The organism is Cupriavidus sp. PET2-C1 (assembly GCF_054515855.1).
On sequence record NZ_CM137260.1, the window covers coordinates 168,475 to 186,877 of the forward strand.

Sequence of the window (18,403 nt, forward strand, 5' to 3'; positions counted from 1 at the left end):
TGCAAATGGCCCTTCACTGCGGCTTCGTGTTGAAGACTTCCCGCGCGATACCGGCTGCCGTCACGGCGCTGGGCCAGCCGGCATAGAAGGCCAGGTGGGTCAGCGTCTCGACAAGTTCGGCCTCGGTGACGCCGTTCCGCCGGGCCAGCGCCATATGCGAGCGCAGCTGGTCCGGGCGGTTCATCGCGATCAGCGCACTCACGGTGACCAGGCTGCGGTCGCGTGGCGACAGGCCGGGCCGAGCCCAGACGTCTCCAAACAGCACATCGTCAGTCAGTTGCGCCAGCTTGGGCGCCACGTCGCCGAAGCGCCGCTGCGCTACCGAGGGCTGCGAAGCATCTTGTGCCGCCGGCTTGGCGGCGGCCGCGCCATATTGCTCGTCGCTGACCTGTTCCAGCCAGTTCACGGTCTTCCCGTCCTGGGCTTCCTGGATCGCGATGTGCGTCAGCGCGCTGTTCGGCGCCGCGCCGTGCCAGTGTTTCGTGTTGGGCGGGATGCGCACGACGTCGCCGGACCGTATCTCTTCGACTGGCCCACCCCAGCGCTGGACGCGGCCAACGCCGGAGGTGACGATGAGCGTCTGGCCAAGCGGATGCGTGTGCCATGCGGTGCGGGCGCCGGGAGAGAAGGTCACCGCGCCTGCCGATGTGCGGCCCGGCCCGATGGGCGCGAACAACATCTCGACCTGGACCTGACCCGTGAAGTTCTGCGTCTGCACTGTCTGGGCCTGGCGCGAACCCGCGCGTGAAATCTGCAGATCCGGTTCTGCCGCATTGGCGGCATGCAGCATCGACAGCGCGAGGGTGGCAATGACCATGGACTTCATCATGTTCTCGTGACCTCCTGCGCTGGTCGTCCTGCGCGTGCTTGCAACGCTGCGAGATAGCGATTGCCATGGCCCTTGTTCATGGTGTTCTCCCGCCGATAAGGCCGATGTCGGCAACTTTAAAGCGTGCTGTCTCAAGCCGCTAGGCCGTTCCGGCTTGCATCAGTGACAAGGAAAACTTGATAATGGAGGGCGATTTCCCGGGGGATCATCATGCCGATCAATGAATTCAGAGCCATCTCCATGTTCGCCAAGGCGATCGAATTGGGAAGCATCCGGCGGGCGGCGCAAGCACAGGGGGTCACGCCGCAGGCGGCCAGCCAGGCAATCGCACAGTTGGAGCAGCACCTTGGCGTTCGGCTCCTGCACCGCACGACACGCAACCTGGCGCTCACCGAAGAAGGGCAGCGCTTGCTCGAAAACACCCAGCCGGCAATCGCGGCGCTGGACAGGGCACTCGCCATGGCCCGCGAAGCCAAGGATGACATCGCCGGACCGCTGCGCATCGTGGGCCCGAAGTCATCATTCGCGCCAGTTCTCATGCCGCTGCTCGATGCGTTCTGCCGGACTTACCCCGGCATTCAGCCCGACGTCCAGCTTGACGATGGCATTGGCAACTGGGTGCTGGACCGTGTGGATGTCGGTTTCAGGATTGGCACTTCGCCGAGCGAGGGCGTGATCGGCCGGCAGTTGTTCCCGATCCAGATGATCGTGTGCGCCGCCCCGGCCTACCTGGCCACATATGGCGTTCCCGCCACGCCGGACGATTTGGTGACCCACCGATGCAGTGTTTATCGCCACCCGGCAACCGGCACGGTGGCGCCGTGGTACTTGACTGTCGATGGCAAGTTCGAGCGTCGGCCGATGTCCCCGGCGTTCTCGACCAACGACTCCGAACTCGAACTGCAGGCGGTACTGTCTGGCCAAGCGATCGGCCAGCTCGCCAATTTCTCCGCGGCGGCCCACATCCGCGCCGGCAGGCTGGTACCGGTCCTACTCCCGCACATCAGCGCGCACATCGGGCTGCATATTTACTACGGAAGCCGCTCCGCACAGCCCAGGCGCATGCGACTGTTTCTGGATCTCGCGATTTCCCGCCTGCTGGACTCTCCTCAATTCGTGCTGTCGGCAAAAGAACTTGGGGCGGCCTTGCAGGGCTGGCGGCAGGCGCAACGGCTGGGGAAATGAAAGCGCAAGCTGCGCTTGGTGCCGCCTGAGGCGCCAGTCCATGGCATTCAGCCCGCCCGCAATTCCGCGCGCACCGAATGCGCCCGCCGATGCGCGCCCGGTGTCTGGCCGGTATGGCGGCGCACCAGGTTGCGGAATGCGGACATATCCTGGTAGCCGCATTGTTCGGCAATGGCGGTCAGGCTGAGCGTGGAGACTTCCAGCAGATGGCAGGCGCGCTCAGCCCGCAATCGGTGCAGGAACTGCAGCGGCGACATGCCCACGGTCTTCATGAAATGCCGCAGCAGCGTGCGTTCGCTGGTGGACGCCACTGCTGCCAGCCGGGGCAGGTCATAGGGCTCGGCCAGGTGCTGCTGCAGGTAGCGGCGCGCGCGCAGCGCCACGCTGAGGCGCGGGGCATCGGCGGCGGTCTTCAGCCAGATGTTGACGGCCTCGCCGCGCTCGGGCTGGTCCAGCAAGGCGTTGCCCAGCGTGCGGGCCAGGGCGTTACCGGCGGTATGTGCCACCGCCTGCAGCAACAGCGCATGCAGGCGATCCAGCGCGCGGGAACTGAGCACGTTGCCGCTCTTGACCACTGGCTGGTCGGCCTGCAACCGTCGCTCGGGCTCACACAGCTGCATCCAGTTGGCAATCAGCCACGGCACCGCCAGCTTGCGCTGCGCCGGCAAATCCATGGCGACCAGAAGTGCCACCGCCGTGAACGGCGCTACCACCAGCGCGCCGCGCGTAGCAGCTGCCGCGATGGCGGCGCGTTCGCGGTCCAATAGCGACAGCATATGCTCGAGCCCGGCGATGTGATCAAACAACGGTGGCGCGATCACCACCATGGCGTCCTTGCCTGCGCCGGCCAACTCGTCCAGCGGCACGCACGTGCAGCGCAGCACGCTGGCCAGCGCCTGCCAGCGTTGCGGCTCGGCTACCGCCAGCCGCCAGCGAAAAGGCGCCGCCGTGCCGCGCCGCCGCCTTTGCATCGAGGCCAGCGTGTTGGCAATGTCCAGCATGTCGACCGCGGTGGAGAGGGCGGAGACAACGGCCGAGGGGTAGCACAGCAGATAGACGTCCGACATGGCGCGGTGGGTTGTGGTTGGAAAGGTGCCGACCCGATGGCGGGAACGCCACCAATTGTGGCGGAATCCGCTCTACCTGTCACGGCCCCGATGCCCGACCATGTCAGCGGCACCATGGCGCGTCGCTTCTTGACGCGCAACGTTCCATGGGCCCACAGACACAAGAACACACAAGAACGAGGAGACAACACAATGAAGCAACGCATCGTGCGCGGCGCGACCGCACTTGGCGGCGCCGTGCTGGCGGCCGCCACCCTGGGCGGCTGCGCCACCGCAGGCAGCGACAGCGCCAACTGGAGCGAGGGCGGACTCAACGCCGAGATCCGCCGCACCGCCTATGGCATTCCCCATATCAAGGCAAACGACTACGCCAGCCTGGCCTTCGGCATGGGCTACGCATACGCGCAGGACAACGTCTGCCTGATGGCCGACCAGGTCGTCACGGTCAGCGGCGATCGCTCGCGCGTGTTCGGCCCCGACGAAAGTACCGAGGTGTCGTTCAAGCGCATCAAGAACAGCGAATCCGACCCGTTCTTCCGCGCCATCATCGATGACGACGCCCTGCGCGCCGGCTACGCGCAGGCGACGCCAGAGGCGCGCGAACTGCTGCGCGGCTATATCGCCGGCTACAACCGCTACCTGCGCGATACCCCGCCCGCCCAACGCCCGGCTGGCTGCCGCAACGCTGACTGGGTGCGGCCCGTTACCGCCATCGACTTGTTCCGCCTGGCCGAGGAGAAGAGCATCCAGGCCAGCGCCGGTGCGCTGGCAGCGGGCATTGTCGCCGCCGTGCCGCCCAGGGCTGCGGGTGGCGCCAAGACCGCGCAGCAGGCGGGGGCGCTGGACGTCGCCAGCATCGACTTCGAAGCCGTCAACAACGACCTGCAACTGCTGGATCCGCCGATCGGCAGCAACGGCTGGGCCTTTGGCAAGGAAGCCACCACCAATGGGCGCGGCCTGCTGCTGGGAAATCCGCATTTTCCGTGGACCACCACCAATCGCTTTTTTGAAGCGCACCTGACCATACCGGGCAAGCTGGACGTCATGGGTGCGTCCATTGCCTCGTTCCCCATCATCAGCATCGGCTTCAACAAGGACGTGGCCTGGACGCACACCGTGTCCACCGCCCGCCGCTTCACGCTGTATGAACTGAAACTGGCCGAAGGCGACCCCACCACCTACCTGGTGGACGGCGCGCCGCGCAAGATGACCCCGCGCACCGTCAGTTATGCGGCAAAACTGCCCGACGGCCGTACCGAGCAGCGCTCGCACACCTTCTACATGACCGAATACGGCCCGGTGCTGTCCATGCCAGCGGCCGGCCTGCCGTGGTCCGCGCAAAAGGCCTACGCGCTGCGCGACGCCAACCGCAACAACACGCGTTCGGTCGACACCTGGCTTGACATCGGCCGCGCGCGCGACGTGGCTGGCATCCGGACCGCCATTGGCCGCCTGGGCATTCCGTGGGTCAACACCATTGCCACCGACCGTGAAGGCCGCGCCATGTTTGCCGATGTATCGGTCGCGCCCAACGTATCGGCCGACATGCTCAAGCAATGCACGCCGGCCGGCGACAGCGCCGCGCTGGCCGCCAAGCTGATGCAGGGCACCGGCATGGTCCTGCTGGACGGCACGCGGGCTAGCTGCAACTGGACGGTGGACGCGGCATCGCCGGTACCGGGGCTGGTCGCGCCAAACGCCATGCCCGTGCTGTTACGCGATGACTATGTCGCCAACAGCAATGACAGTTCGTGGCTGTCCAATCCCAGCCAGAAGCTGACCGGCTTCTCACCGGTGCTGGGTCCCACCGACGTTGCGCAACGCCTGCGCACGCGCGTTGGCCTGATGGAAATCGGCCGCCGCCTCGCGGGGGAGGACGGCCTGCCCGGGAACCGCTTTGACGTGCCCGGCCTGCAGGCCGTGCTGTTCCGCGACCGCAACCTCTCCGGCGAACTCGTGCTGGATGACCTGCTCGAGGCCTGCGTCGGTACCAAGGACGCCGACCTGAGCGACGGCTGCGCGGCGCTGCGCAAGTGGGACCGCCACAGCAACCTCGACAGCCGTGCCGCACCGCTGTTCCGCGAGTTCTGGATGCGCGCCAGCAAGATCCCCAAGGTCTACGCCATCGAGTTCAACCCCACCGATCCGGTCAACACGCCACGCGGACTGCGCATGCGCGATGCGTCTGTGCGCACCGAGGTCTTCAAGGCACTGAAGGACGCCGTGCAAGCCATGCGCACTGCCGGCTTTGCACTGGATGCGCCGCTGGGCCAGGTGCAGGCCGCCACGGCGCCAACTGGCCGCATCGCCCTGCACGGCGGCGAGGAATACGAAGGCGTGCTCAACAAGCTGCAAAGCACCCCGGTGTCGGACAAGGGGCTGCAGGTCTACTTCGGGACCAGCTACGTGCAGACCGTCGGCTTTGACGAGCAAGGGCCGGTCGCCGAGGCGCTGCTGGTGTATGGCCAATCCGTAGATCGGCAATCGCCGCACGCCTTTGACCAGATGGCGGAGTACTCCGCCAAGCGGTGGGTGCGGCTACCGTTCAGCGAGCAGGCAATTGCGGCGGACCCGCAGTTGAAGGTAACGCGGCTGAGCCAGTAAGCCGGCAGCGTTGGGAGCGGGGCCGCCGGCCCCGCTCCGCCATCGATCGGCGATCCGCGTGCGGAGAATGCGTACTTAAAAAAGGTCCATCCGACTTTCGTGTGGGTCGATTTATCGCTGGGCCAGATCCAGCGCTGCCGTGGCTCCCCTCTCCCGCATGGCGGGAGAGGGGTTGGGGGAGAGGGCGGGCCTGCGCAAGAGCGAGGCGCATCACCTTGAGCGAGCGCCCGCCCTCTCCCCCGGCCCCTCTCCCATTTCATGGGAGAGGGGAGCAAACCAGCGTTCCGCTTCCCGCCACTTGCACCCGCGTGCAGTACCCACGCGAATGTCTGAAGAACCTTAAAAAAATGATGGGCCTTGGTTCAGGCGAGCATCACTACAACGGCGCGCTCTCGACTAGCGTAAGTCGTGCTTGAGCTAAGGCACCTGTACCCGCCCACCAGATAAGAGTGCCTCACGCAGCCGATAGCCCATCGCGGGCCTCTGCAAGCGCAATCGTCAAGTGCTGCACCTTCTTTTTCAACTGGTCGCGCTCTTCTGTGAGCTGCGCAACCAATAGCGTCAGGCGGTGAATGGCAAGTTGATCGGGTGTGGCGTCGCTGGGTGGGGGCGTCGGGTCAGGCTTGGGCGGCACGCGGGCCTCGCGCACCTGTCTCGCCACCTGGCGCAGTTCCTTCTTGCCTCCGGCAACGGCCGCCACCTGCTTCTCGCCAGGCAAGGAGGCCACGGCAGCCGCGGCATTAATGGAAATCACGCCCGCCTTTACCGCGCTGACCAATTCGGGCGCAGCCGTCTTCTGAATTTTTTCGATCTGACCCAGCGTCGCACTGCTCACCCGCGCTGTGCGCGCAACAGCCTCGCGAGTCAGCACTGGACCGGCCCCGGATTGCGTGGCGGCTTCAGCCCCGGCAGGCTCTGCGGAGCCTTGCTGGGCCTGCGCTTGCGCCAGACGCGCGGATACGATTTCCTTCTTTCGCAATGCGAGTACGCCGCGTTGGAAATCCGATACGCTGCGCCGCCCGAGGTGATTGTCGATCATCCACAGGTGCACATCGTCCATGGACTTGAACGTCTGGTTTTGTACCGTATTGAACGGGATTCCGTGCTTCCGGCAGATGCTGTAGCGGTTGTGTCCGTCCACCAGGAGATCGCCCCACAACACCAGTGCGTCGCGGCACCCTTCCGTGAGCAAGCTGCGTTCTAGTGCCGCGTATTCGTCTTCTGTCAGTGGATCGATATAGGCACGGAGGTCTTCGTTGATAGTGATCGTCATGGGTCAAGCGAAAAAGGTAGGGCCGTAGTGTACACACTGCTCGCCTTACCAGGCGACGGCCGACCTGGCGGCTGGGCGGCTGGGCGGTGGCTAACCGCCGGTACAATGTGCGCACAGTGCCATGTGCACAATTCGTTGTACTTGAACCAGAGCTAACTGGAACGTCTGTGGAGAAACCGCCAGCTTGAACGGGCACCCTGACATGACCGCATTTCCTAACGGCATCCCGACCGGTCAACGACCACGGTCAAATCTGTATCTCCACGGCTGACCCATGCTAAACCTGGACCTGCGCTCCATGTCGGCGATGACGGGGATGATCAATATCGCCCTGGGCGTCGTCCTGCTGGCCTTTCGCCGCGCCTATCCTGCCTCCATCAAAGGGTTGCTACCCTGGGCGCTGGCACCGCTGCTTTGCGCGCTTTCCACCGCGTTCTATGCGATGGACGGGCAGTGGCCGGCCGTGCTCGTCGCACTTGGCGGCAACGCGCTGCTGCTTTCGGGCTGTGCACTGTTCTACTTCGGCAGCCAGCGCTTCTACGGGGTGCCCTGCACCTGGAAAAGCTGGCTCGCCCTGGGCATTGGCTGCCTGGCTGGCATTACCTGGTTCCTGCTGGTCCATCCCGACTACCGGATCCGCGTGTTGCTGCTGACCTCGGTGCTGGCGGCAATATGCCTGACCCATGCGCGGCTGACCTGGCAGCACGGCCAGAGTTTTGCGCCGCGTTTCATGGCGGTTGTCCTCGCTTTCCAGGGGCTGGCCTTGCTGATGCGGGCAGCGACGACGCTGTTCCAGGATGCCGTCGATACTTCGCGGTTTTCCCCTTCGGCTATTCAGACCGCGTACCTTGCAGCGTATTGCTTCGCGTCGCTCTTCGTCTGCCTTGGGCTGCTTCTGACTGTGAGCGAGCGGTTACGTGCGCAGTTCGAGTACCTGGCGCAACGCGATGACCTGACGGGCGTATTGAGCCGCCGCGCCGTGCTGCACGCAGGTAGTAGTGAGTTGAAGAACCGGCGCGGCGGCGGCCAGCCACTGTCGGTGCTGCTGATGGATATCGACCACTTCAAGCGTATCAACGACCAGCACGGACACCTGGTGGGTGACCGCGTGCTGGCGCATTTCGCGCAAATCGTAGGGCGGGCACTGCGCCACACGGACCATCTCGGCCGTTTTGGCGGCGAAGAGTTTGTCGTGCTGCTGCCGCATACCGGCATGGAGACCGCGCTCGCCATGGCCGAGCGCGTGCGGCACGCAGTCGAGCAGCAATCGGTCATCCCCGGGCAGCCCGCCTGCACGGCAAGCCTGGGGCTGGCCAGCATCGAGGCCGGGGAAGCGACCCTTGACGAATTGCTGGCACGGGCCGATTCGGCGCTGTATCGCGCCAAGGCGGAAGGGCGCAACCGTGTTGAGGCAGGCTAAGCCGTTACGCCGATTTGGTTTGGCTCAGGTTGAGGGCATGGAGCTGATAATCCTCGCTATCATTAAGGGGCTACCCCCTCGGCTCGATCATGAAAACTCTGTTTCTTGTGCGGCATGCCAAATCGAGTCGCGACGATCCAACCTTGCACGATCGGCAGCGACCCTTGGACGATCGCGGTCGTCATGACGCATCCAAGATGGGCAAGCGCCTGGCTGATCGCGGGATGGAGCCCGATCTGCTCGTGTCGAGCCCGGCGTTGCGTGCGCTGACCACGGCACAACTCATCGCCGACGAGATTGGCTACAAGCGCAAGGACATCGTCATCGATGAACGCCTCTACGCCAGCAGCCCGGACAACTTGCTTGCCGTAATTTGCGCACTCGATGACGGGCTAAGCCGCGTGATGCTCTTCGGCCACAATCCCGAGTTCACCGGCCTTGCGCAGCGGCTATCTAGCACGAACGTAGACATGGCCACATGCGCCATCGCAGAGTTCTGCTTCGATGCAAAGGCGTGGGCGGATGTCTCGGAGATCGGCCCGACGAAGGTGAGGATGGACGCACCGAAGACATAGCGCGGACTTCGTCGAGGAACCCTTGCCCAAACCAGATCGAGGCGATCGATCTGGCCAAAGACGTATTTGCCGTTCATGGGGGCGATGCGGCAGACAAAGCACTTCTCGTCAAGCCGGGCACTACCCGTGACCAGTAGGCCGTGCCCCAGCGCACGCGTCGTGATGAGGCATCTGGCACGGGATCGGTGCGCGGTTCGGTCCCGCCGTGCCATTTTCCTGCGCCCGCAGCCTGATGCAGCTTCCGCAAACTATGGCATGGATATTGCGTGGGCGACACACAGGCCAACGGCGGCCTTGAAACAATTTGGCAAGTCGCGATGACACGCTCCGACATGGAGCATCCCGGGCAACGGCGCCCCGAAGCGAAATGATCACGAACCGGACAACCGGTTTGCGGGCATCTCGCTTCGGGGCGCCTTTTCTTTGCCGGTCAGCGCGGTGCGCGTCCGCGTCGACACTACCTGCAAGGCATGGCATGAACGCTTTCTCTACTCAGTCACCCGAGGCCGAAGTGTCCGCCGAAACCATCGGCGGACTGATCAACCTTTCCGGAAGGCAGCGCATGCTGTCGCAACGGATCGTCCTCCAGATATTGCTCGCTTCGCGGGGAGACACTGCCGCGCTCGATATCGCACGCAATTGCCTGTCAATGTTCGAGTCGGCGCATTCGGATCTCGTAACGGGCAATGCGCGTTTGCCCGGCGTATTCTCCGGCGCTTTGCAGCAACTGTATTTTGGTAGTCCGCGCGCTGACGCGCGTATCCGTGAGTTCATCGCCCAGGTTAGGACAGCGATAGACGCACCGCTAGCGCTGGCCGACACCAGCCGGCGAGCGCCATCCCTCGACGTGCTGGTGGCGCAGGCCACGCCAGTGCTTGAACTGCTGCAGACCGTCACGCAGGCCTACCAGGAGGAGATGCACCGTTGCGAGGTCGCGGTGCGCAACCGCCACACCGATCTTGTCGAGCGCCTCGGCGGTATTTCGATGCAAGCGAACATCGTCGCAATGAATGCGCGCATCTCGGCGGCACGGGCGGGAGAGTACGGCAGGGAATTCGCGGTGATCACGCTGGTGCTTGCGGACATCATCAAGGAGATGGATCAGCTGATCCGGCACGTCGTCGGCTCGAGCGACGCGTCCAAAGGCCCAATCAAAGTTTAACGTGGAGACGCCCTTGAAACGTTACGTCTGTTCCTTCTGCTTGATTGCCTGCAGCGTCCTGGCGCTGGCCTTGGCCGGGACTGCTTCGGCCGAATCGCTAACCATCAACGCGGCGATCAACAAGGCGGGCCGCCAGCGCATGCTGTCTCAGCGCATGGCCAAGGCTTACTGCCAGGCTGGCCTCGGTGTTGAAGTCGAACGTTCGAAGAAGGTCCTCGAACAGTCCGTGGCGCTCTTCGACAAGCAGCTCATGGAGCTGAAGGCGTTCGCGCCCACGCCGGAGATCAAGGACATCTACGCCAGGCTCGAGCAGACCTGGATTCCCTATAAACAGTTGCTGTCCGGCGGCGATCCGAATCTCGATAGCGCGAAAGCGATCGCAAGAATGAGCGAGGACGTGCTGAAACTTGCGCAACAGGGAACCCTCCTGCTCGAGAAACATTCCGGCACCGTGATGGGTAAGCTGATCAACGTTGCCGGCCGCCAGCGGATGCTCTCGCAGAGAATCGCCAAGATCAGCATGTTCCGCGCCTGGGGCATTAGCTCCCCCCAGATGGCGCAGGATCTGGACACGGCTACCAGGGAATTCGCAGCCGCGCAGGAACTTCTTACCGCAGCACCGCAAAACACAGAGGCAATCCGTCGTGAACTGCAGCTTGCCGGCTCGCAGTGGCTGTTCTTTGAAGAGGCGCTCAATCTGACTGGGGTCAGTCGCGCGGAACAGTTGAGAAACATCGCCACGACCAGCGAGCGTATTCTCCAGGTGATGGACGGCGTCACCAGCCTGTATGAAGGGATGCCCAAGTAACGTGGGTACAGTGAAGGGCCGGTTCTTCTACTGGGGGCATGGTGCAGGATGCCAAGCCATTTCAGGCGGCCACCCATGCTTCGTTCAATGCGAGCGCCTCCGTTGTCGGCCAGGCCTTACCAGCGGGCTGCGCAACGAAAGGCGCATCGGATACGCCCAAGCAGGGCGGAAAGTCCGTCGGGAGAAGCCACTTCGCCAAGAAGGTGCCCAGCGCGTCGAGCAGCACGTCGGAACTCAGCCCTTGCGCGCCGCCAAGGCGGGGACTCAGTACCAGCGCGGTCTGATCATGCTCGAAGACCTGCAAGCGCCGCACCGAATCGGCCGGCTGCAGGAGCACGTCGGCTCCTTTCACGTCCTCGAAGCCGAACGCATGCAGATAGTCGCGCGCGTGGCGTTCACCGAGGCACAGTACCACGCGGGGTCGGTGCTGGCGGCGCAGCGACGATATGAAACGAAAGCGCCCACCGAGGCGACACAGGTGTAAATACTCCGACTTGACACCCAACACCTGCAGCTCGCGGAGTACCTTGCTCCAGGGCAATGTGTAATCTGTCCTCTCAGGCAGTGGGAAGAGATTCAGCTTGAATTCCCATCCATTCGGCGTATAGAGATATCGGTCAAAGTACTCCCGTGCACTGATAGGAATGCGCCCCGGGGGCAAGGCGGCCGACCGCGCTGCAGCCAATATCCGTGCGATGCGGTAATGCGACTGCCAGCGCGGCAATAGGTGGGCATGGCGCGAACGGAACTCCCTATCCCATGCCCCGGGCATCGGCTGCCCCTGCAAGGCTACCGATAGCGGTACGCAGCTAGACAGCGGGGCCACGTCGCACACCCAGATGGCGGCGGCCGGGTTGCCGCCATCCATCCCCGCAAACGACGTAAATGCAAGGTCCAGTTCCGCACGACTAAGTGCGGAGAGTCGAGGTTGCTGCATCCGATTCAAATCCTCATGGATCGCGCGCGAGGCAAGCTGACGATCGCCAGTCTGGCTATGTTCAAAGCCAAAAGAATAAGAGTGCAATTCCCCTTGCTGTCTGAGCAAATCTGAGCAAACTGGCGGCCGCGCGCCATGCGGCCTTGGTGTCAGACCCCGGCACTAGCCGTCGATCACGATCTTCTGGTAGACCCGGTAGCCCTCGCCCCGCACCGTCGACACGGGTAACCGCAGGCCGCCCGCCTGCTCGACCTTGCGGCGCAGGCGGCGCATCTGGGTATCCAGTCGGCGCTGGTCGTAATGGAGGTAATCCTCGCCAAGCGCCCGCACGATGGCCTTGCGCGTCACGCATTCATCGCCGCTGGCGAGGGCATGCAGGACCGTGTAATCCTGCGCAGACAGTGGAATGGGCGGGAACCCCGGCGGGGTCAGCGTAGGGGGCTTGGCGGACAGCCGCCAAGGTGCTTCCACCGACGAGCCATCCGTCAGCAACCGTTCCTCTGCCAGCGCGAGGGCCCGGTCAGAAATATCGCGGGCCACCGCCACCCGCTGGTTCTTGCATTCGGACAAGCGTGCCGACCACATGATGTGCGCGATACTGCCGTCCTTGCGCACATAACGATTCTCGAAATGACGCTGCAGATAGCCAGCCTCGATCCGCTCGACGGCCTGCAGCGTTCTCGCCCGATCCTCGGGATGAACGAAGTCAATCATCGGCGTGCCCAGCATCTCCTCCGGCTGGTAGCCAAAGATGCTCTCGCAAGCCCCCGTGACGGACAGAAAACGGCCCTCGCGGTCGACGACACAGATCGCGTCGAGCAGCAGGTCCATGACGTGCTTGGGCGGCAGTGTCGCCATATTTCTTTGTCTTTTTACTAAGCGGTGTGAGAACGAGTGCGCTACGCGCTGCCAAGCGTTGCAGGCGTGTCACGAGCGCGAATAGTAGCAAGAAGGGTAGCAAGAAGGCAGTTCGGCCGCAGGCGGTTTTTCCGTCACACGCCTCCATGCCGATAACGCAGAAGATTGACTGCGTGCCGGTCAGACCATTCGTCGCTGGACCCATCAGGTGCGCCATTGGAATCGAGGGTAGGGTGGGTGTCGGCCCGTGGTAGCGCCCGCGCGGATTCCCTTAGTCGCTGGAATTGACCAATGATCCAATTTGCTCGACGGCTGCTCGTTACGAGCCTAAGCGCCCTTTTAATGTCCTTCGCTTGCGGCCAGTCATATGGGCAACTGATTGTCAAAATCGGGGTGTCCAGTCCGCTTACCGGGATCAATGCCGCCGACGGCAAGGATATCGAGAACGGTGTTCGTCTCGCTGTTGAGGAAGCCAACGCGCAGCGCATCAAGCTGGGCGGCCGGGACGCCCGCTTCGAGATTGATTCGGTGGACGATCAGAGTGACCCTCGCATCGGCGTTCAGGTCGCCCAGAAGCTGGTTGATGAATACGGACGTCCTGTCGAAACGCTGCCGCAAGGCAAGGCCTTCTTGCAGAAATTCAGGAAGCGCTTCGGTGCCGACAGCCTCATCTATGCCCCCTTTGCTTACGACGCCACGTGGGTGGCCATAAACGCGATCAAGCAGGCAAATTCTGCGAGGTCGGCCGAATTGGTATCGGCGCTGCGGACAACGCAATACGATGGCATCACCGGGAAAATTGCCTTCGACCCGAACGGCGACCTGAAGAATCCGACGTCGACGCTCTATCAGGTTAAAGGTGGCCGCTGGGTTCCGGTAACGACGATTGGGGCCGAATGACGTGACGTTTTCCCTCTTACGTGAGGGAAGTGTTAGGAGCCTGGCGATCGCGTGGCCCCCGGGTAGCAACCTGCGCCGGCTTGCGCGTTGCTGCCACCCTCAGGACCGCGGCTGGATATCGAGCCGTGGGCGGTCGCTGCGTGCAGGCTCTCGCGGCTGTCGGGGTCCCACTCAAACCAATGGGATCGCCGCACTTATTGTCATATAGCAAAATAATTTAACATAACGTCTATGTGCCAATTGGCTTGTTGTAGCGGCTAAGCAATATCCGTAGCGAAGGTCAATCCTTGTTAACGCCATCTTTCGAAGCCTTTATCCCTAGCTTCGAGCGAAAGTCCGAGCGAAAGTGCAGAGTGCCTGGCGATGGGGCCTGCAATGACATGGGAGACAAACTGGGCGCCAGCATGCGATCATCGATACCCCGGATTTCACGCAAAGCCACGTGCCATGCCGGCGGCAGACAGGGGTGTTCGCTCTGCTGCCAGTCCCCAACGACAGCGAAGGAAGAATCGCGCTCATGACGCAACAAACCATTTTCAGCCTCGAACCCAACCCGAACGCGCTCGACGCGGCCACGCGGGATGCACTGATGCGCGACCCCGCGTTCGGCCGCGTCTTCACCGACCATATGGTGACGATCACCTGGCGTGAAGGACAGGGTTGGCAGGACGCCAAGGTCACCGCCCGCAAGCCGTTCTCGATCGATCCGGCGTGCTCTGTACTCCACTATGGCCAGGAGATCTTCGAGGGCATGAAGGCCTATCGCGGCGCGGATGGCGCCGTGACGCTGTTCCGCCCGCTCGAGAATGCGCGCCGCTTCCAGGCGTCGGCCAAGCGCATGGCCATGCCGGCGTTGCCCGAATCGCTCTTTCTGGAGGCGATCGAGCAGCTGGTGCGGATCGACCAGGCCTGGGTGCCGCATGGCTCGGGCAGCCTCTACCTGCGTCCCTTCATGTTCGCGAACGAGGTGTTCCTCGGCATCAAGCCCGCCTCCGAGTTCATTTTCTGCGTGATCGCCTGCCCGGTGGGCCCGTACTTCAAGGGCGGCGACAAGGCGGTCTCGGTCTGGGTATCCGAGAACTACACGCGCGCCGCACCCGGCGGCACCGGCGAGGCGAAGTGCGGCGGTAACTATGCCGGCAGCCTGGTCGCGCAAAGCGAGGCCACCGCGAACGGATGCGACCAGGTGGTCTTCCTGGATGCCGCCGAGCACCGCTGGGTGGAGGAACTCGGTGGCATGAACATCTTCTTCGTGATGGACGACGGCACCCTGGTCACGCCGCCCCTTAGCGGCTCGATTCTTCCGGGCATCACCCGGGCTTCGGTGATCGAACTGGCCAGGGAGATGGGCATGGTGGTGGAAGAGCGCCGGTATTCGTACCCCGAGTGGGAGGCGGACGCCCAAAGCGGACGCCTGGCCGAGGCCTTTGTTTGCGGAACGGCGGCGACGCTGGTGGCCATTGGCGAAGTGCGGTCCGCGCGCACGCGCTTCGCGATCGGCGACGGCGCCGCCGGCAACACCGTCAAGGTGCTAAGGGAGCGGCTGGTGGAGATTCAGCGCAACCAGGCCGCTGGCCCTGCCGGCTGGGTCCATCACGTCGGTTTGTAAGGGTGCCTTGCGGGACGCTCACGTTCGGGCTTACGTTCGGGCTTGCCTGATCTGCCGCTTGGCATACGGCAGGCCGAACCGGAAAGCATGGCGCCCCCCGGATTCCCGCCTCGCTGCGCCATGCCGGCCCCGCGCCAGCCGCGGGCCGTCATGCTGACTCCACGCTGTCCTCCATCCCGCATGACACGCTGATCTTCTCGATCAGACCGAGCAGCAGCGGCGCATAGCGCGCCACATCACGCGGCTTTTCGCTGGGCTTGTGCGGGAAGCTGATATTGAGTCCATACCACTGGTGGTCCGGCCCGCGGAACGCCGCACCCACGGCGGTCAGGTGACCTGGCTGGTAGTTGGCGGTGCAATAGCCTTGCGCCCGGGCCTGGGCAATGCCACGCGACAATTCCTTGTGCAAGGCCGGCCATTCGCCGCCGGCCTTCTCCGCGATCCGTGCGAGGAAATGGTCGCGCACGCCGGCCGGCACCGCGGCCAGCCACGCCATGCCGATCGAGGTCAGTTCCATGGGAACGCGCGTGCCGGGCGCTACGCGCCGGGTGCGCGATACGCTGTCGCGGCTGTGGCGCACCGCGGCCAGGTAGACCATGGCGGTCTGGTCGGGCACGGCCAGGCCGACATTGACCTTTTCCGCCTCGGCGATCTTGCGCATCAGCGGCAGGGCGATTTCGGGCACCGTGGTGGCATGGTGGAAGGCGTCCGCCAGGCTCACCACCACGGCCGCCAGCCGATAGGCGCGCTCGGTGGCGTCGTAGCACAGGAAGCCGCTGTCCACCAGCGAGCGCGTGAGGCGGCTGACGGTGGGGCGCGGCAGGCCGGTGCGCGCAGCCAGGTCGGCATTGGTCAGGCTAGAAGAGCCGACTCGGAACGCGCGCAGCAGCAGCAGGCCACGCTCGAGCGACTGACTGCCTCCGGTCTGGCGCGTGAACTGGCCGGTGCTGTGCGTGAGTTCGCGGCTCGAGGGCGATTTGGCGGGGGAATCCGGGTCGGAAGCGGGGTCGGAAGCGGAGTCGGAATAGGGTTGCGGATCAGGCATGTCGTTGGCCGCAGGCCCGCCAATCCAGTGTCGGGGTGCTGCAAGTAATTTCGGTATTCGAAATTGTAGTGTAGCGCGGGAATCCGCATCGGCGAATACTGGGTGCCTTTCCACTACCCGGAGCCCTTCGCCATGACCTCGGCATCCACCCCAGAAATCGTCCTGACACGCGACCAGCATGTTGCGCAGATCGAGATCTCCCGCCCGCCCCACAATTTTGTCGACGCCGATGTCATGCGCCGGCTGGCTGAAGCGCTGCTGCAACTTGACGAGGACGACAGCTGCCGCGCCATTGTGCTGTCATCCGGCGTGGGCGCCTTCTGCGCCGGGGCCGATTTCAGCGGCGCCGACCAGGGCAGCGTCTCGCGTGACCCATCGGCCTTCTACGCACAGGCCATGAAGCTGTACCGCAACCGCAAGCCCATCGTGGCGGCTGTTGCGGGTGCCGCGATCGGCGCGGGGCTGGGCCTGGCGCTGGTGGCGGATTTCCGCGTCACATGCCGCGAAGCGCGCTTCAGCGCCAGCTTCAACCGGCTCGGCTTCCATCCCGGCTTTGGCATGAGCGTGACGCTACCGCGCCTGGTCGGCGATCAGCAGGCCGCGCTGCTGTTGTACACGGGCAGGCGGATCGACGGCGAGGAAGCGGTGCGCATCGGTTTGGCCGACGAACTGGTGGCGCAGGCCGAGGTGCGTGCCCGCGCGCTGGCGCTCGCGCACGATATCGCGGCCTCGGCGCCGCTGGCCGTGGAAAGCACACGCGAGACGCTGCGCCTGGGGCTGGCCGAGCGCATCGTGGCGGCCAACCAGCGTGAGCTGGCCATCCAGCGCGTGCAGTTCGCCACCGCGGATTTCCGCGAAGGCGTGGCGGCGATGGCCGAGCGCCGCGCGCCCGTCTTCCAGCGCCGCTGAGGGGGCCGCATGCAACATCAGAAACCCGTCTGCGCCGGCCCGCTCGAGGGAATTCGCGTACTCGACCTGACTTCCGTAGTGCTGGGCCCCCTGGCCACGCAATCGCTGGCCGACTTGGGCGCGGACGTCATCAAGATCGAAGGGCCGGAAGGCGACCTCATGCGCGCCAACGGCGTATCGCGCAACGCCGGCATGAGTTCAATCTACCTGGCGCTCAACCGCAACAAGCGTTCGGTGGTGCTGGACCTGAAAACGCCCGCGGGCGCGGCGGCGCTGCGGCGCCTGATCGCCGGCGCCGATGTGCTGATCCACAATATGCGCGTGGCCGCCATGGAGCGGCTGGGCTTTGGCTACGCCGCGGTGGCAGCGTTGAACCCGCGCATCGTCTACTGCGTGGCCACCGGCTTTGGCCAGGACGGCCCGCACCGCGACAAGCCGGCTTTCGACGACATCATCCAGGCCGCTTGCGGGCTGGTGTCGCTGGGCGCGGTTGCCGGCAGCCGGCCGGAGTATGTGCCCAGCCTGATCGCCGACAAGACCACCGGGATGGCGCTGGCCAACGCGGTGATGGCAGCACTGCTGTACCGCGAGCGCCACGGCAGCGGGCAAGCGGTGGAGGTACCGATGCTGGAAACCATGGCCAGCTTCGTGATGGCCGAGCACCTGGCGGGGCTGACCTTCGAGCCCGCCACCGGCGCGGCCGGCTATGCGCGCCTGCTGCAGGGCGGACGGCGGCCAGCGCAGACCGCGGACGGCTGGATCTGCGCACTACCGTACACGGACCGTCACTGGAAAGCCTTTTTCCACGCCGTGGGCCGCGACGACCTGGGTGATAAGTACAACATCGCCAGCCGCGCGCAGCGCAACGCCCATATCCGCGCGCTGTACCAGCACCTCGCGGAGATCACCCCGACCCGTACCACAAAGGAGTGGATGGCGCTGTTCGAGACGCTGGATATCCCCGCCACGCCAATCTATACGCCGGACGAATTGCCGACGCATCCGCACCTGGAAGCGGTCGGGCTGTTCCAGCAGACCGAGCATCCCACCGAGGGCCCGTTGCGCGAGATGCGGCCCACGACGCGCTTCTCCGCCACGCCGCTGTCGCTGCGCCGCCACGCGCCCACGCTGGGCGAGCACACCGATGAAGTGTTGCGCGAAGCCGGGCTAGCCCCTGAAGACATCGCCCAGCTGACGCGCGGCCGGGACGCGGGCTGAAGCG

At 64.5% G+C, this 18,403-nt stretch carries 16 protein-coding genes; 10 read left to right on the plus strand and 6 right to left on the minus strand.

Features of this window, described 5'->3' with window-relative positions:
• Positions 1-13: 13 nt before the first annotated feature.
• Positions 14-829, minus strand: coding sequence for a (R)-mandelonitrile lyase (locus ACX12D_RS20790; protein ID WP_459375412.1), 816 nt, complete (start codon positions 827-829; stop codon positions 14-16).
• A 210-nt stretch (positions 830-1,039) separates the two neighbouring features.
• On the opposite strand from ACX12D_RS20790, the gene ACX12D_RS20795 reads away from it, so the two are divergent.
• Positions 1,040-2,014: a LysR family transcriptional regulator gene (locus ACX12D_RS20795; protein ID WP_459375413.1), complete on the plus strand. Its 975-nt coding sequence runs from the start codon at positions 1,040-1,042 to the stop codon at positions 2,012-2,014.
• A gap of 47 nt (positions 2,015-2,061) precedes the next feature.
• Here the strand turns inward: ACX12D_RS20795 and ACX12D_RS20800 are convergent, their stop codons facing one another.
• Complete coding sequence (locus ACX12D_RS20800; protein WP_459375414.1) at positions 2,062-3,081, minus strand: helix-turn-helix domain-containing protein; 1,020 nt, start codon at positions 3,079-3,081, stop codon at positions 2,062-2,064.
• Between the two features lie 192 nt (positions 3,082-3,273).
• Here ACX12D_RS20800 and ACX12D_RS20805 point away from each other — a divergent pair, with 192 nt between their 5' ends.
• A complete protein-coding gene (locus ACX12D_RS20805) occupies positions 3,274-5,685 on the plus strand; it encodes an acylase (protein ID WP_459375415.1) in 2,412 nt (803 codons plus the stop codon).
• Between the two features lie 454 nt (positions 5,686-6,139).
• On the opposite strand, the gene ACX12D_RS20810 is transcribed toward ACX12D_RS20805, so the two are convergent.
• Positions 6,140-6,958, minus strand: coding sequence for a ParB N-terminal domain-containing protein (locus tag ACX12D_RS20810; RefSeq protein ID WP_459375416.1), 819 nt, complete (start codon positions 6,956-6,958; stop codon positions 6,140-6,142).
• Positions 6,959-7,232: 274 nt separating this feature from the next.
• On the opposite strand from ACX12D_RS20810, the gene ACX12D_RS20815 reads away from it, so the two are divergent.
• The 4 genes from ACX12D_RS20815 (at position 7,233) to ACX12D_RS20830 (ending at position 10,923) form a co-directional block, all read left to right on the plus strand.
• Positions 7,233-8,378, plus strand: a complete 1,146-nt coding sequence (locus ACX12D_RS20815) for a GGDEF domain-containing protein (protein WP_459375417.1) — start codon at positions 7,233-7,235, stop codon at positions 8,376-8,378.
• An 89-nt stretch (positions 8,379-8,467) separates the two neighbouring features.
• Positions 8,468-8,953 carry a SixA phosphatase family protein gene (locus tag ACX12D_RS20820; RefSeq protein ID WP_459375418.1) on the plus strand — a complete coding sequence of 162 codons (486 nt, stop codon included), beginning with the start codon at positions 8,468-8,470 and terminating at the stop codon, positions 8,951-8,953.
• Positions 8,954-9,428: 475 nt separating this feature from the next.
• The gene (locus ACX12D_RS20825; protein WP_459375419.1) at positions 9,429-10,115 is read left to right on the plus strand and encodes a methyl-accepting chemotaxis protein; all 687 of its coding nucleotides are present in this window, start codon (positions 9,429-9,431) and stop codon (positions 10,113-10,115) included.
• Between the two features lie 13 nt (positions 10,116-10,128).
• On the plus strand, positions 10,129-10,923 hold the full coding sequence (locus ACX12D_RS20830; protein WP_459375420.1) for a type IV pili methyl-accepting chemotaxis transducer N-terminal domain-containing protein: 795 nt from the start codon (positions 10,129-10,131) through the stop codon (positions 10,921-10,923).
• Positions 10,924-10,984: 61 nt separating this feature from the next.
• On the opposite strand, the gene ACX12D_RS20835 is transcribed toward ACX12D_RS20830, so the two are convergent.
• Together ACX12D_RS20835 and ACX12D_RS20840 are read right to left on the minus strand one after the other, a co-directional pair.
• Positions 10,985-11,860, minus strand: coding sequence for a transcriptional regulator (locus ACX12D_RS20835; protein ID WP_459375421.1), 876 nt, complete (start codon positions 11,858-11,860; stop codon positions 10,985-10,987).
• Between the two features lie 162 nt (positions 11,861-12,022).
• Entirely contained in the window at positions 12,023-12,691 is a 669-nt protein-coding gene (locus tag ACX12D_RS20840) for a PAS domain S-box protein (protein WP_459375422.1), read from the minus strand.
• A 318-nt stretch (positions 12,692-13,009) separates the two neighbouring features.
• Here ACX12D_RS20840 and ACX12D_RS20845 point away from each other — a divergent pair, with 318 nt between their 5' ends.
• On the plus strand, positions 13,010-13,618 hold the full coding sequence (locus ACX12D_RS20845) for an ABC transporter substrate-binding protein (protein ID WP_459375423.1): 609 nt from the start codon (positions 13,010-13,012) through the stop codon (positions 13,616-13,618).
• 517 nt (positions 13,619-14,135) lie between these two features.
• The gene (locus ACX12D_RS20850; protein ID WP_459375424.1) at positions 14,136-15,227 is read left to right on the plus strand and encodes a branched-chain amino acid aminotransferase; all 1,092 of its coding nucleotides are present in this window, start codon (positions 14,136-14,138) and stop codon (positions 15,225-15,227) included.
• A gap of 148 nt (positions 15,228-15,375) precedes the next feature.
• On the opposite strand, the gene ACX12D_RS20855 is transcribed toward ACX12D_RS20850, so the two are convergent.
• Positions 15,376-16,272, minus strand: coding sequence for an IclR family transcriptional regulator (locus ACX12D_RS20855; protein ID WP_459375425.1), 897 nt, complete (start codon positions 16,270-16,272; stop codon positions 15,376-15,378).
• Positions 16,273-16,404: 132 nt separating this feature from the next.
• Here ACX12D_RS20855 and ACX12D_RS20860 point away from each other — a divergent pair, with 132 nt between their 5' ends.
• Both ACX12D_RS20860 and ACX12D_RS20865 read left to right on the plus strand, forming a co-directional pair.
• Positions 16,405-17,181 carry an enoyl-CoA hydratase/isomerase family protein gene (locus ACX12D_RS20860; protein ID WP_459375426.1) on the plus strand — a complete coding sequence of 259 codons (777 nt, stop codon included), beginning with the start codon at positions 16,405-16,407 and terminating at the stop codon, positions 17,179-17,181.
• A gap of 9 nt (positions 17,182-17,190) precedes the next feature.
• Positions 17,191-18,399 (plus strand): CaiB/BaiF CoA transferase family protein, encoded by a 1,209-nt coding sequence (locus ACX12D_RS20865; RefSeq protein ID WP_459375427.1) that lies wholly within the window; start codon positions 17,191-17,193, stop codon positions 18,397-18,399.
• The last annotated feature ends 4 nt before the right edge of the window (positions 18,400-18,403 follow it).

Coding starts and splice junctions, on each gene's coding strand:
- ACX12D_RS20790 (WP_459375412.1), bottom strand. CDS start 829: ATGATGAAGTCCATGGTCATTGCCACCCTCGCGCTGTCGATGCTGCAT.
- ACX12D_RS20795 (WP_459375413.1), top strand. CDS start 1,040: ATGCCGATCAATGAATTCAGAGCCATCTCCATGTTCGCCAAGGCGATC.
- ACX12D_RS20800 (WP_459375414.1), bottom strand. CDS start 3,081: ATGTCGGACGTCTATCTGCTGTGCTACCCCTCGGCCGTTGTCTCCGCC.
- ACX12D_RS20805 (WP_459375415.1), top strand. CDS start 3,274: ATGAAGCAACGCATCGTGCGCGGCGCGACCGCACTTGGCGGCGCCGTG.
- ACX12D_RS20810 (WP_459375416.1), bottom strand. CDS start 6,958: ATGACGATCACTATCAACGAAGACCTCCGTGCCTATATCGATCCACTG.
- ACX12D_RS20815 (WP_459375417.1), top strand. CDS start 7,233: ATGCTAAACCTGGACCTGCGCTCCATGTCGGCGATGACGGGGATGATC.
- ACX12D_RS20820 (WP_459375418.1), top strand. CDS start 8,468: ATGAAAACTCTGTTTCTTGTGCGGCATGCCAAATCGAGTCGCGACGAT.
- ACX12D_RS20825 (WP_459375419.1), top strand. CDS start 9,429: ATGAACGCTTTCTCTACTCAGTCACCCGAGGCCGAAGTGTCCGCCGAA.
- ACX12D_RS20835 (WP_459375421.1), bottom strand. CDS start 11,860: ATGCAGCAACCTCGACTCTCCGCACTTAGTCGTGCGGAACTGGACCTT.
- ACX12D_RS20840 (WP_459375422.1), bottom strand. CDS start 12,691: ATGGACCTGCTGCTCGACGCGATCTGTGTCGTCGACCGCGAGGGCCGT.
- ACX12D_RS20845 (WP_459375423.1), top strand. CDS start 13,010: ATGATCCAATTTGCTCGACGGCTGCTCGTTACGAGCCTAAGCGCCCTT.
- ACX12D_RS20850 (WP_459375424.1), top strand. CDS start 14,136: ATGACGCAACAAACCATTTTCAGCCTCGAACCCAACCCGAACGCGCTC.
- ACX12D_RS20855 (WP_459375425.1), bottom strand. CDS start 16,272: ATGCCTGATCCGCAACCCTATTCCGACTCCGCTTCCGACCCCGCTTCC.
- ACX12D_RS20860 (WP_459375426.1), top strand. CDS start 16,405: ATGACCTCGGCATCCACCCCAGAAATCGTCCTGACACGCGACCAGCAT.
- ACX12D_RS20865 (WP_459375427.1), top strand. CDS start 17,191: ATGCAACATCAGAAACCCGTCTGCGCCGGCCCGCTCGAGGGAATTCGC.